We start from the raw sequence: 13,080 nt of genomic DNA, 5'->3' as shown, positions 1-13,080 counted from the left end.
CTTACCCTTTAGGGCCGCACTGATCCATATCAAAAGACGCCGGGCTCCGGTGAAGAAACAACAAAAGCCATCCGGCCACCAGACATTCAACCCCCAACCCGAGTAAACTGCCCTCCGGACCGGTCAGCCCGCCGGAAAACCAGGCCGCGCCATGCGGCAACGTGTCCAACAGCGCGCCCGCGCAGGACTGGCCGCTATCATGCGTGCCAAACAAAAAATTTTCTGAAAAATCCCAGCCTGCATGAAAACCTATGGACCACCACAGCGTTCCCGTCCGCCACAAGCCCAGACAGAATATCAGCCCCGCGCCGCAAACATTGAGAATTCCAATCACGCTCTCATGCTGGTTCGTGACATGCAGCCCGCCAAAGATCAGGCTGGTCGCGCATGCCGCGGGCCAGAACCCCATGCCGCGCGTCAGGGCCTGCTGGATATAGCCGCGAAACGCCAGCTCCTCCGTCAGTCCCGTCAACAAACAGGCCGCCAGCCAGCCAAACCCGCTCAGGGCGATTTGGTGCACCCCCTCCCCTTGCCAGCGCAGCGAGGCATGGCCGCTCACCAGCAGCAGCCCCTCCAACAATGACAGGGCGGCAATCCCCACCCCCAGCCCCTTGAGCAGCAAGCGCCAGACATGCCGCCCCTCAAGCCCACAGGAAACAACGGAACGCTTTTCCATCCGGGCCATGACCGCCGTCGCGGCGAGAACCGGCATCAGCAAAAACAGCTCGTTCAGCATGACGAAATCCGCGCTCAACGCGGCTTGCGGCTTCAGCCAGGGCGGGTGCAGCCGGGCCAGCCCCCAGATCTCGCCCGCCACGACCAGCATGAGCAGAACGACATAAAGCGCCGCGCGCCAGCCGGCTTTTACCCCTTGGGCGCCACGCCACCACCGCCCCGTGCCGGAACGCCCCAGCCAGCCTTCCATTCCGCCTCCCATGATAAAAGACCAGGGGCGCCATCCGGCCTTGGCAGGCAAGATGGCGCCCCTGGTCTTCCAAGGATCAGGCCAGGGCCGGAACCGGCCCTGGTTGTCTCCTCCCTAGGCCTCGCCAGAGCGATGCGTCATGGAGACGTTGCGAGCCTCGGGGCCGAAGATCATCAACCCGATGAGCACCACCGCGACGATCCCACCGACCAGTTCCAGCGAATAACCGTAATCCCCGCCATTCACCGCCGCGATATGCGTCTGGATCGGCGCGTTGAACGAAGCCACGAAATTACCGAGCTGATAGACAAAACCCGGGAATGTCGCGCGAATCTCCGAAGGAGACAATTCGTTCAAATGCACCGGCACCACGCCCCAGGCGCCCTGCACGCCGATCTGCATGAAGAAGGCGGCGATGGCGATGGTGGCGAAAGTGGTGCCATGCGACCAGGGCCACAGAGACAGCAGCACGATCACGCACGCCCCGATGATCGCGTAACGGCGGCCGATCTTCTGGCTGAGGAACCCGAACAGGATCCCGCCGATCACGGCGCCGGCGTTGAAGATCAGGCCCGCATTGGCCATCTCGCTGTGAGTGAAGTGAAGCTGTTTGCCCAGGAACAGCTTCACATAAATATCCTGCGTGCCGTGGGACAGGAAATTGAACGCGGCCATCATCACGACACCGTAAACGACCAGCTTGGCATTCTGCCGCAGCACCGTGCCGATGGACACCTTGGTCTTGCGGTGATGCATGGTTTCGAAGGCCGGGCTCTCTTGAACCGAAGTGGCGATGAAGAACACCAGCAAGGCCGGAAGGGCGCCGATGAGGAACATGCCGCGCCAGCCAAGCGAGCTGAAGCCGAAATCGAAAACCAGCGTGGCCAGGAAGAAGCCGAACGGATACCCCGCCTGCAGCAGGCCGGAAACCCAGCCGCGCCAGCGGTCGGGAATCGTTTCCATCGCCAGGGAGGAGCCAAGCCCCCACTCACCGCCCATGGCAATGCCGAACAAGGTGCGGATCACCATGAAGGACATGAAGGACCACGCAAAACCGGTCAGGGCCTCGAAGAAGGAATAAAGCAGGATCACCAGCATCAGGATCGGCTTGCGGCCATAAATATCGCCCAGCCGTCCGAAAATGAAGGCGCCGATGGCACGCGTCGCCAGGGTCAGCGTGATGGAAAACGCCACCGAGGTGATGCTGACGCCAAATGCCTTGGAGACATTATCGAGAGTCAGAATCAGGATGAAGAAATCGAACGCATCGAGCGTCCAACCCAAAAACGCGGCGGCGACGACATTGCGCGCCCGCCTCACATCAACCGCCGAGGTTCCCGACATATTCTTCCCTTCCTAAAACTGCGTTTGCCATGACCGGCAAAATAAATGACCGGCAAAATAGATCCGGTGGCGGGTTACGCACCGATACAAGAAGAAGCTTATGGTTCAGCGATGGGGCCGGAGCAATTGGTTATAATAATTTTTTTTATAAATTCTGACATGTATTATGCATGATACTGCACATTCATGCGCCACGCATGCCAAAGCCAGCCTTCCAGAGCAAGGCCGCATAAAACCAGACAAGGGGGAAAATGATGGTCGGAGTGAGAGGATTCGAACCTCCGGCCCCTGCGTTCCGAACACAGTACTCTAACCAGGCTGAGCTACACTCCGATGCGGCGAGCCTATAGCCGAAGCGGGGCCGGTTCCGCAAGACCCGCCTGCAATCTCTCCTTCATCACGGAAAAACGCGGCGGGAAAATGAGTGCCAGACATAATCGCGTTACCTTTGCTTTCTAAAACCCACGAAAAATCAGCGAGTCCTAGCCAGAAATGAAAGCCGCATGATAAGCTTGCCGCCATGTGCCTGATTTGCGACGCCTCAAGACGCGGCTTTTTACGCCTTGGCCTGGGCACGGCCGGGCTGGCCGCCCTGCCCCGCTTCGCCTGCGCCACAACGCGAAAACCCCTGGTCATGCTCGATCCCGGCCATGGCGGACATGACCCCGGCACCATCGCCCCCGACGGTTATTATGAAAAGACCATCGCGCTCGCCACCGGGCTGGAATTGCGCCAGGCCCTGCTGGCCACCGGGCGCTACCATGTCGCCATGACGCGCGTGACGGATGTTTTCATCTCCCTGGAAGAGCGCGTGCGCATCGCCCAGGAGCATAAGGCCGATCTGTTTTTGTCCATGCACTGCGATCATTTGCCGGAGGAAGATCTGCGCGGCGCCTCGATCTTCACCTTATCCGACAAGGCCTCCGACAAACTGGCCGCCGCCGTGGCGCAGGATGAAAACAGCGCGGACGGACCCGGCGCGGCTGCTTCGGGCGTCTCGCCCCAGGTGGCCAATATCCTCGCCAGCCTGGAAACACGCGCCACCAAGGTCGGCTCCGCCACCTTCTCGCAAAACCTCGCCGCGGCCTTGTCCGGCACCACCCCCATGCTGCCGGATCCGCAGCGCAGCGCCAATTTCGCGGTGCTGCGCGACCCGTCGATTCCCTCCGTCCTGCTGGAAATGGGTTGCCTCAGCAATGTGGAGGATGAACAGCGCCTGCGCGACCTCAAGAAACGCCATCTTCTGGTGGCGCAACTGACCCGCGCGGTCGATAGCTACTTCACCGACTCGGCCGGCGGCCGGATGGCGGGCTGAATTGCAAAGCTGTCACTTCCCCCGTCTCGCAGCCCGGGCGGCGAGATGCTAAGAGCCCGGCATGTCCGATCAGAATGACGATTTCCCCGCTGGCGAACGGCTGGCACGCTCCAGCCGCACCCCACAGCAAAAGCGCCAGCCCGCGCGTGAGCCTCGTGCCCCCCGGCCGAAGCGCCGCGGCCTGATCGGGCGGATTTTCGGCTTCTTCATCACCAGCCTGTACAGGCTGGCTTTTCTCGCCGTCGTCGCGGGAATCGTGATCGCCGGGGGCTGCTTTCTTTATTTCTCGGCGGGCCTGCCCAGCATCGACAGCCTGAAGACCTATAAACCCCCCCTGGAAACACGCGTCTTCACCTCGAATTTCCAGCTGCTTTCCGAAATGGGCACGCAGCACAGCATCTACGTGACCTATGACCAGATCCCTCCGGTGGTGGCCAACGCCTTCATCTCCGCCGAGGACAGGCTGTTCTGGGTGGAACCCGGCATCAATCCGCTGGCCGTGATTCGCGCCGGGTTGACCGACATCGCCCGGATTGGCTCCGGCCGGCGCCCGCTCGGCGCCTCCACCATCACCCAGCAGGTGGTGAAGAACATGCTGCTGGACAATCACATCACCTTCGTCACCAAGATCAAGGAAGCCATCCTGGCGATGCGGGTGTCGCAGGCGATGAGCAAGCAGCAGGTGCTGACGCTGTACCTGAACGAAGTCGATCTCGGCCATAACTCCTTCGGTGTCGCCGCGGCCGCGATGACCTATTTCAACAAGCCGCTGTCCCAGCTCGACATCGCCCAGGCCGCCACCTTGGCGGCCTTGCCCAAGGCGCCCACCAATTACGATCCCTTCCTGCATCCGGACGCGTCCCTGCAACGGCGCAACTTCATCATCGGGCGCATGCAGGCCGATGGCGTCATCACCGCCGCCCAAGCCAAGACCGCCCAGGCCGAGCCCTTGCTGCCGCAAGCCGAGACAGCCACCAAGGGCGTGCCGAACGGCGGTTATTTCGCCGACGCCGTACGCGCCCAGCTCATCCAGCAATTCGGCCTCAAGGCGGTGAATACTGGCGGGCTGATCGTGCGAACCAGCCTGAACCCGGCATTGCAGGAGGCCGCCACCAACGCGCTGCGCAACGGGCTCGAATCCTACGACCATGATTACGATGGCTGGCATGGCTTGGTGAACCATCTCTCCGACAAGGATCTTTCCAGCAATTGGCAAGCCCTGCTGGCCAAGCAACCCACGCCCGCGGGAATGCGAACGGGCTGGCGCCTTGGCATCGTGCTGTCCGCCGGCGCGACCGAGGCACGAATCGGCACCACGGCCGGCTCCAACGGCACCCCGGAAACCGGCACCCTGCCGCTCGCCAACATGCGTTGGGCCCGTCCACGCGTGAACGGGCATCCCGGCGCGCGTCCAACCTCCACGGCGCAGGTGCTGCATCCGGGCGATCTGATCATGGTCTCCGGGGATTTGAAGTCCCTCTCCCTCGAACAGATCCCGAACGTGCAGGGCGCGCTGATTTCAATGGATCCCCGGACCGGGCGCGTGGTCGCCATGGTCGGCGGCTGGAGCCATAGCCTCAGCCCCTTCAACCGGGCCGTTCAAGCCCAGCGCCAGCCGGGCTCGTCGGTCAAGCCGCTGGTCTATCTCACCGCCATGGAGCAGGGCATCCAGCCAGACGCCCCGGTGCTGGACGGGCCCTTCGTGCAAGTCATGTCCAACGGCACGGTCTACCGCCCCGGCAATTATGAAAACACCTTCCAGGGCCCCGTGCCGGTTTTCCACGCGCTGGAGCAATCCCTCAATCTGGCCACCTTGCATCTGGCGCGTCAGGTCGGGCTGCCGGCCATCGCCAAGACGTTTCATGATTTCGGAATCGTCGATAAGATGCCGCCTTATTATCCTTCCGTCATCGGCGCGATCGATACCACGCTCTGGAAGATGACCGCCGCCTATGCGAGCCTCGACCAATATGGGCGGCTGGTGACACCCAGCCTGATCGACAGCGTGACCAACCCGGATGGAACGGTGCTCTATCAGGCCCCCGACGAACAATGCGCGAACTGCGTGAACGGCAACCCCGACCAGCCGCCGCAGCTAAACCCCACCGGCCCGCAAGTCGCGGATCCTGATTCGGTCTATCAGATGCTTGTGATGATGCGCGGGGTGGTTCTGCGCGGCACCGGCGTGCCCGCGGTCAGGGGCATCTCCCAGCCGGTCGCCGGTAAAACCGGTACCACCAACAATTTCAACGATGCCTGGTTCATCGGCTTTACCCCCGGAATCGTCACTGGCTGCTGGGTCGGGTTCGACACGCCGACCAGCCTCGGCAACAATGAAACAGGCGGCAATGTCTGCGGGCCGATCTGGAATGAATATATGAAGGTGGCGCTGAAGAATCAGCCCGACATCGATTTCGCGACCCCGCCCGGCATGACCCTGCAGCAGGTGCCCGAGCCAGATGGCCGCCTGGTCACCGAAGCCTTCAAACCCAACCAGAGCCCCGGCGCCCAAAACGGCAATGGCCTGTTGGGCGGCGGCATGGACAGCCTGGATGGTTCCGATTCCTCGAACCCATTGACAGCCCCCGACAATAATGGCGCGCCCGCGCCAGGTTCCTCGGCCCCCGCGCCAGCCGCGACAATCGATAAATCCCTGGGCGGTCTTTACTGAAGCCCGATAAAGGATGAGCCCGCCAACGCGACGGGCTCATCCGGCCACGAACCTTCCAGCGGTGACTTACGAACCGCTGAACCAGTTATAACCCTGGTCCTCCCAATAACCGCCGGGATAGATATTGGTGACGGCGAGCTGAACGATGGATTTCGGGTTCTTGAAGCCGAGCTTGGTGGGAATCCGCAGCCGCACCGGCGCGCCAAAGGCCGGTGTGAGCTTCTGGCCCAGAAAATCCAGCGCCAGAATCGTCTGCGGATGCAGGGCGGAGGGCATGTCGATGGAACTGTAATAACCATCCGCGCATTTGAAGCCGACATATTTGCACCGCGTATCCGCCCCGACCCGGCGCAGAAAATCACTCAACCTCACCCCCGACCACTCGCCGATCGTACGCCATCCCTCCACGCAAACGAAACGGGTGATCTGGCTTTCCCGTGGCAAACGCCGCAATTGTTCCAGGCTCCAGGGCGTCTTGTCCTGAATCCGCCCGCCAAGTTCGAGCCTGTAGCTGGCTTCGTCCACCACCGGCGCCTGGTCGATCCCGTAAAAGGCGTTAAAGCGCGGCGGGCGGGTGATCTGCTCCGGCCGGAAGGTTGGCGCCAAAGTATGCGGGTTGAACAAGGCCGCCTGCACCTTGTCGTTCCAGGCGGACATGGCGTGCAGGAACCGATCCGCCAGGTCCGGGTGGGCAGGGTCGTCGTAATTGCAGCCGCCCAGCGGGGCCGCCGCCCCCAGCGCCATGGCGCGCAGCAGAAGGAAACGCCGCTTGATCATGGCAGGCGCCCCCCGGTGATCATCGGCGGCAAGACTTTCGGCACCATCGCCACCAGCAGAAGATGAACGAGGATGAACAGGCAAATGCCGGTCATCGCCAGAAAATGCACATAGCGCGCGCCAATATACCCGCCGCACAGATCGCACAGAAACCAAAGCTGCACCGGTTTCCAGATGGCCAGCCCCGAGAACACGGCCACCCCGCCCGCCAGCAGAACACCCGCATAAAGCAGCTTCTGCACGGCGTTATAAACGCCGGTTTCATGTTTCAGACGAAAGCCCAGCGCGGCGCGGAAATCCCGCCACAGCTCACGCGGCCCGATCGGAAAAAATTTCCGGTAATGTCCGCTGGCCAGGCTCCAGCCCAGATAGACCAGGCCATTGGCCACCAGCAGCCACATGGCCGCCAGATGCCAGGCAATGGCCGCCCCCAGCCACTGGCCGATGGTAACGGGAAAGGTAAAATCGAACAGCGGCGAGGCATTGTAAATCTGCCAGCCGCTGCCGATCATCACCACCATCGCGATGGCATTGAGCCAATGGGTCAGCCGTAACGGCCAGGGGTGAATGACGCGCCCACGCATGGGTTGCACTCCGTTCTCCGGTTGAAATCATATAAGCAGCATGAAAGCCGGAACGCATGCGCGGCAAGGCATGGATTCGATGACAAGACGGCATTGGCGCGGCCGGGATGACCGGCGGCATATGCCTTTCATCCGGAGCGATCCGGTTTTTCAGCAAAGGAGATCAACATGTCCCGCTTTCTCGCCGTTGCCGCCTGCCTTCTGTCCCTGACCGGCGCCAGCGCCGCCTTCGCGCAAACCTCCGGCGATATGGGCAATGGCCAGGCCATGAGCCATGATGCCATGGGCAAGGATAACGGCACCGCCGCCGGCGGGGCCACCATGAGCCATGACGGCATGGGCAACGGCAATTCCGCCATGAGCCACGACAATATGAGCAATGGATCGGCGATGAGCTCTGGTGCCATGAGCCATTCCAGCGCCAAGCAATAATTGCCAGGGGGGCGCCACGCCGCCAGAATGGAGTAGCTTCCCTCTCACACGGCATGGCGCCCTCGCGCATACGGAGGACAGACAATCGGCCATCTGACCCAGACCCTGCGGGACTTGCGCGCCAGCCGGCGCCAAAATGCCGGATGGGACGCGGCCTATCTGCAGATTATCGGCAGGCTGGAACGCGAAAGCTTCCATGAGGGCATCGTGCGCGAGGGGGAAATCTTTCCGGATTTCATGCTGCCCAGCGCTTCGGGGCGGCTGGTGACGCTGTCTGAGCATCTCTCCAAGGGCCCCGTGGTGCTGGGGTTTTTCCGTGGCACCTGGTGTCCGTTCTGCAAGTTGATGCTGGAGGCGCTGGCCCAGGCCATGCCCCGCATCGAGGCCAAGGGGGCCACGCTGCTGGCCCTCACACCCGAAACCGGCGCCCAGCCCGCCGCGTTGCAAGCCAGGCATGAAAACCGCTTCGAGGTGCTGTGCGACGTGGATTTCGGCGTCGGGCTGCAAGCTGGGGTGGTGTATAAAATCCCGCCCCTCTACCGGGCCAATCTGATTGCTTCCAATCTCGATCTTGCCATCCGCCAGGGCAATGCCGCCTGGTGCCTGCCCGTACCCGCGATCTTTCTCATCCGGCCGGATGGCATGGTCGCCCGGCGTTTCGTGGATGTGGATTTCACCAAATGGCCGGAACCTGACGAGATCATCGGCGCGCTGGAAGGGCCGGGCCGATGGAGCTGACGCAGGTCCGGTATTTTCTCGCCCTTTGCCGCACGTTGAATTTCTCGCGTGCCGCGCAAGACTGCAACGTCACCCAGCCCGCCTTCTCACGCGCCATCCAACGGCTGGAAGAAGAGCTTGGCGGAGCCTTGATCTTCCGTGAGCGCACCCTCAGCCGCCTGACCGAGTTGGGGCGGGAGATGCAACCGCATTTCGAAACCATGCAGGAAGCCGCCGAGACGGCGCGCGCCCTGGCCGCCACGCGGCATAAGGCGGTGGCGCGTCCGCTGCGGATCGGGCTGGGGCCCGGCATCCCCGCCGCCCCCATCACCGGCGCCATGGCCGAAATCCTGCGTGTGCTCCCCGGCACGGACATCCATTTCACCGAGGCGCCGCCCGGCACGCTGGTGGACAACATGCTGGCGGACGGGCTGGATTGCGCCTTCCTTCCCGAGAACGCCCCCTTGCCCGAACGGCTGAACCGCTGGCCTGTCTTCACCGACAAAGCTGTGCTCATCTGCCAGGAAACACATAGGCTGGCCCAACGGAATCAATGCCGCCTGGCCGACCTGGAGGATGAAACCCTGCTCCTTGGCGATGAATGCGGCGATTTCGCAGACAGGCTGGCCAGCATGGCGCAAACGCCCTTGCGGACCCGGCGCATCCGGGCCAGCGCCGCGCAAATGCAAGAGCTTGTGCGTGCCGGGCTGGGGCTGATGCTGCTCTCCAACCGCGCCACCATCGCCCCGCCCCTGGCCGCGCGGGCCTTCGTGGACCCCATGCTGGAGCGCCGGATTCTGCTCACCGCCGTGGCGGGCCGGCCCCTGAACCAAGCCGCCGCCGGCTTCATCCGGCTTTGCCGGGCACAGGCCTTCGATTAGAAACCGCCGCAAAATCACGGCCAAACAATTCTAACCGGGAATATGCTTCAGATCCGTTCCGATAAATGTCGGGATCAACAGCAGGATACGGCCATGATCCAGAACCGGCAGAACAGGACCGGGCTTGAGGCTGACGAAATCCGGCGCGAAGCGGTTCCAGGTCGCGGTGCTGCTGCCGGGCATGGCGATCAGCAGAACCGTCTTGCCGAGCAGGCTCTGCGGCGGGGTGGTGAAGACGAATTGATGCGGGGCGCGGCCAAACACCGTAACCGGTATGTCGATCCCGTCGCGCCGCAGCGCATACCCGATCTTGCCGGCGTCGAACCAGCGTTGCGCCGCCACCGCGTCGATCCCTGGCGGCATGGCCCTGCCGATGCTCACCCAATCCACCGCCTGCAGCATGGGGGATTTGCCCGGCTTAAAGCTATTGGCCAGCACGGGCGGCAGGCCGAATTGCACCAGCCCCACGATGAGCAGGGCGGCACATGCCAGCAAGCCGCCGGAAATGGCGGCAACGGTGCCCATGAGCCGCGGCGAGCGGCGCACCGCCCAATCCCCCAGCAGCGGAAACAGCATCAGATACCCAGGGGCGGCCCAATGAAACAGGATATGGGTGTGCGACCATAGCCCCACGACGGCAAAGAGCAGAACGGGAATGACAGAGGCCCAGCCCAGCAGCCAGGATGCGCGCTGGGCGGCCCCCGCGATAAAAGCGCGGATCAGCAGCCATATCATCGGCGCCCATAGCCAGGGCAACACATAGAGCGCCTCGCCACCCCAGATGGAAAGCGGCATCAAGGGCCGCAGCCTCAGGCCCGTGGCGCGCCCGCCCTGGTAATCGAAACTCGCCCAGTGATGCTGGGCATTCCAGATCACCACCGGGGAGAACAGAAGCAACGCCAGCAACACGCCCAGCCAGGGCCAGGGGCGGCCTAGCTCCCGCCGCCCGGCCGGGTCCAGCACCACGCTCAAGGCCGCTCCCATCAGCACCAGGGCCGCGTTATATTTGGAGAGCATCGCCACCCCCGCGAACAGGCCCGCCGCCAACCACCAATAAGGGGCCGGTTTGCGCTCCGGCAGGCCCAGGGCGCGGATCAACGCATACAAAAAAGCCAGCAGCGCCGCGTTCAAGGGCCCGTCCGGCAGCACCCAACTGCCGAATGCCAGGGAAAAAACAGGCGCGATGGAAAAAGCCACCACCGCCCAGAAACCGGCCTTGGCGCCGAACAAACGCCTGGTGACGAGATAAAGCAGCCAGGAGGAAACCCCGGAAAGCAGCACGAAGGGAAGCCGCACGACCAAGGGCGCGGCCGAGCCGAAAACATGGCGCGCGCCCAATTCCAGCCACCAGGAAGCAAGCGGATGATCGAAATAGGAGGCCGCGAAATGCGAACTGGCCGCGACCATATAACTCTCGTCGATACCAAGGCCCGAGCCTCCGGCCAGGATGAACCGGAAACAGAGCGAGGCGAGGACAACCAGAAGCGTGGCGTTCATGCGCACCTGCATGGCAATCCCCCCGCGGCTTGGCAAGCAGGGGGCAAACGAATGGCACTACCAATCCACCGCGCCAGCGCGTATATCGCCGGAATGTCCGCTGAATCCATCCAACTGAATGAGCAGATCGGCCGCTCGGTCGCCCTGCTGAGGAGGCATCTTTGACTGGGATGCCGCTGTTCTCAAACTCGCCGAGCTGAACCACCGGGCCGAAGACCCGAATCTCTGGAACGACGCGGACACCGCCCAGGCGGTGATGCGCGAGCGCAACCGGCTGGCCTCCATGGTCGATGGCGTCAACGCCATCGAAACCGAGACCAAGGACACGCTGGAGCTGATCGAAATGGCCGAGGCCGAGGCCGATGAAGCCATGGTCAAGGACGGTCTCGCCACGCTGGAACGCCTGGCCGCCTCCGCCAAGGAAAAAGAGATCGAATCGCTGCTCTCCGGCGAGGCCGACAGCCGCGACGCCTTCGTGGAAATCAACGCCGGCGCCGGCGGAACCGAGGCACAGGACTGGGCCCAGATGCTGGCGCGCATGTATCTGCGCTGGGCCGAGCGCAAGGGCTTCAAGACCGAGATCATGGAAGAATCCGAGGGCGAGCAGGCCGGGATCAAATCCATGACAATCCAGATCTCCGGCACCAACGCCTATGGTTGGCTGAAGACCGAGGCGGGCGTGCACCGGCTGGTGCGCATCTCACCATTCGACGCCAATGCCCGCCGCCAGACCAGCTTCGCCTCCGTCTGGGTCTATCCGGTGGTGGATGATTCGATCGAGATCGAGATCAACCCGGCGGATCTGAAGGTGGATACGTTCCGCGCCTCCGGTGCCGGCGGCCAGCATGTGAACAAGACCGAATCCGCCATCCGCATCACCCATATTCCGACCGGCATCGTCGTCGCCTGCCAGACGGACCGCTCACAGCACCGCAACCGCGCCACGGCGATGAACATGCTGAAGGCGCGCATGTATGAGCAGGAATTGCAGAAGCGCGAGGCGGCGGCGGCGGCCACCGAAGCCTCCAAGACCGACATCGGCTGGGGCCATCAGATCCGCTCTTACGTGCTGGCGCCATACCAGTTGGTGAAGGATCTGCGCAGCAACCACGAATCCAGCAACCCGGCGGCGGTGCTGGATGGCGCGTTGGACCCGTTCCTGGCCTCCTCTCTGGCCGCGCGGGTGGGCGCCACGCGCTCCGAAGCCTCGGCGATGGCGGAATAACCCCACACGGGCACATAAAAAAGGGGGCCTTACGGCCCCCTTCGTTTTTCCAACCACCCAGGAATGATATCACCCAGGCATTATGCCGCGTGCGGAAGCTGCGGCGTGTCGATCGTCTGGTTCGCGGCCTTGGGCGTGGTGATCTCGATCCGGCGCGGCTTGGCGCTCTCGGGCACCACGCGGCGCAGGCTCACATTCAAAAGCCCATTCACCAGTTCGGCGCCCTCCACCACCACATGCTCAGCCAACACGAAACGGCGCTGGAAGGCACGGGCGGCGATGCCACGATGCAGGAACTCGCCCTTGGCAGCATCCTCGGCGACACGCCCGCTGACCAGAAGCGCGTTGTCCCTCACGGTCAACTCAATATCTTCCGGCGCGAACCCAGCCACGGCAAGGCTGACACGGTAGCTGTCCTCGCCGGTTTTCTCGATATTGTACGGCGGATAGCTGGTCGCCTCCTGCGGCAATGTATCAACGAGGCGGGCGAGACGGTCGAAACCAACGGCGGTACGGAAAAGCGGCGCGAAATCGTAAGTCATGATCAAACCTCCTTCAGAAGCAAGGTATATTCATAGTTTCTTAAAACAGCTCTTGCGGTTCCCGTCCTGGCGAACCGTATGAGCGCCTAGCCCCTCATCGAGGCGACCAAGCACCATCCATTATGGGCGTTTCACGCCGGGCTTCAAGAAAAAAACGCATGGCCTATGAT

At 62.8% G+C, this 13,080-nt stretch carries 13 protein-coding genes and 1 tRNA gene; 7 read left to right on the top strand and 7 right to left on the bottom strand.

The annotated features are described in order from the left end of the window. Position 1: 1 nt before the first annotated feature. Entirely contained in the window at positions 2-925 is a 924-nt protein-coding gene (locus tag AB7D48_RS10115; RefSeq protein WP_427978441.1) for a lysostaphin resistance A-like protein, read from the bottom strand. A gap of 114 nt (positions 926-1,039) precedes the next feature. Continuing rightward, on the bottom strand, positions 1,040-2,269 hold the full coding sequence (locus tag AB7D48_RS10110) for an MFS transporter (protein ID WP_427978438.1): 1,230 nt from the start codon (positions 2,267-2,269) through the stop codon (positions 1,040-1,042). A gap of 45 nt (positions 2,270-2,314) precedes the next feature. On the opposite strand from AB7D48_RS10110, the gene AB7D48_RS10105 reads away from it, so the two are divergent. Beyond that, positions 2,315-2,443: a hypothetical protein gene (locus tag AB7D48_RS10105; RefSeq protein WP_427978436.1), complete on the top strand. Its 129-nt coding sequence runs from the start codon at positions 2,315-2,317 to the stop codon at positions 2,441-2,443. 81 nt (positions 2,444-2,524) lie between these two features. On the opposite strand, the gene AB7D48_RS10100 is transcribed toward AB7D48_RS10105, so the two are convergent. Further along, positions 2,525-2,602, bottom strand: a tRNA-Pro gene (locus tag AB7D48_RS10100). Between the two features lie 187 nt (positions 2,603-2,789). Here AB7D48_RS10100 and AB7D48_RS10095 point away from each other — a divergent pair. Next, positions 2,790-3,584: an N-acetylmuramoyl-L-alanine amidase family protein gene (locus AB7D48_RS10095; protein WP_427978434.1), complete on the top strand. Its 795-nt coding sequence runs from the start codon at positions 2,790-2,792 to the stop codon at positions 3,582-3,584. A 61-nt stretch (positions 3,585-3,645) separates the two neighbouring features. Then, positions 3,646-6,255, top strand: a complete 2,610-nt coding sequence (locus AB7D48_RS10090; RefSeq protein ID WP_427978432.1) for a penicillin-binding protein 1A — start codon at positions 3,646-3,648, stop codon at positions 6,253-6,255. Between the two features lie 66 nt (positions 6,256-6,321). Here AB7D48_RS10090 and AB7D48_RS10085 read toward each other — a convergent pair whose 3' ends face one another. Both AB7D48_RS10085 and AB7D48_RS10080 read right to left on the bottom strand, forming a co-directional pair. Beyond that, positions 6,322-7,032 carry a molybdopterin-dependent oxidoreductase gene (locus tag AB7D48_RS10085; protein WP_427978429.1) on the bottom strand — a complete coding sequence of 237 codons (711 nt, stop codon included), beginning with the start codon at positions 7,030-7,032 and terminating at the stop codon, positions 6,322-6,324. After that, on the bottom strand, positions 7,029-7,616 hold the full coding sequence (locus AB7D48_RS10080) for a cytochrome b/b6 domain-containing protein (RefSeq protein WP_427978426.1): 588 nt from the start codon (positions 7,614-7,616) through the stop codon (positions 7,029-7,031). The genes AB7D48_RS10085 and AB7D48_RS10080 overlap by 4 nt, the downstream gene beginning before the upstream one ends. A 168-nt stretch (positions 7,617-7,784) precedes the next feature. On the opposite strand from AB7D48_RS10080, the gene AB7D48_RS10075 reads away from it, so the two are divergent. The 3 genes from AB7D48_RS10075 (at position 7,785) to AB7D48_RS10065 (ending at position 9,646) form a co-directional block, all read left to right on the top strand. Beyond that, positions 7,785-8,048, top strand: coding sequence for a hypothetical protein (locus AB7D48_RS10075; RefSeq protein WP_427978423.1), 264 nt, complete (start codon positions 7,785-7,787; stop codon positions 8,046-8,048). Between the two features lie 114 nt (positions 8,049-8,162). Continuing rightward, on the top strand, positions 8,163-8,786 hold the full coding sequence (locus AB7D48_RS10070) for a peroxiredoxin-like family protein (RefSeq protein WP_427978420.1): 624 nt from the start codon (positions 8,163-8,165) through the stop codon (positions 8,784-8,786). Further along, positions 8,777-9,646, top strand: a complete 870-nt coding sequence (locus tag AB7D48_RS10065) for a LysR family transcriptional regulator (RefSeq protein WP_427978417.1) — start codon at positions 8,777-8,779, stop codon at positions 9,644-9,646. Before AB7D48_RS10070 ends, AB7D48_RS10065 begins: the two co-directional genes overlap by 10 nt. A gap of 30 nt (positions 9,647-9,676) precedes the next feature. Here AB7D48_RS10065 and AB7D48_RS10060 read toward each other — a convergent pair whose 3' ends face one another. Then, the gene (locus tag AB7D48_RS10060) at positions 9,677-11,143 is read right to left on the bottom strand and encodes a glycosyltransferase family 39 protein (protein ID WP_427978414.1); all 1,467 of its coding nucleotides are present in this window, start codon (positions 11,141-11,143) and stop codon (positions 9,677-9,679) included. Between the two features lie 93 nt (positions 11,144-11,236). Here AB7D48_RS10060 and prfB point away from each other — a divergent pair. Next, a protein-coding gene (gene prfB, locus AB7D48_RS10055; RefSeq protein ID WP_427978647.1) for a peptide chain release factor 2 occupies positions 11,237-12,368 on the top strand; the annotation gives its coding sequence in 2 pieces (ribosomal slippage) (positions 11,237-11,305 and positions 11,307-12,368; 1,131 coding nt in all). An 80-nt stretch (positions 12,369-12,448) separates the two neighbouring features. Here the strand turns inward: prfB and AB7D48_RS10050 are convergent. Beyond that, positions 12,449-12,910: an Hsp20 family protein gene (locus AB7D48_RS10050; RefSeq protein WP_427978411.1), complete on the bottom strand. Its 462-nt coding sequence runs from the start codon at positions 12,908-12,910 to the stop codon at positions 12,449-12,451. Between the last annotated feature and the right edge of the window lie 170 nt (positions 12,911-13,080).

The organism is Acidocella sp. (assembly GCF_050253495.1).
Taxonomy (GTDB): Bacteria; Pseudomonadota; Alphaproteobacteria; order Acetobacterales; family Acetobacteraceae; genus Acidocella.
The sequence above is the reverse complement of the archived record's forward strand: the minus strand, read 5'-3'. Positions and strand labels throughout refer to the sequence as shown.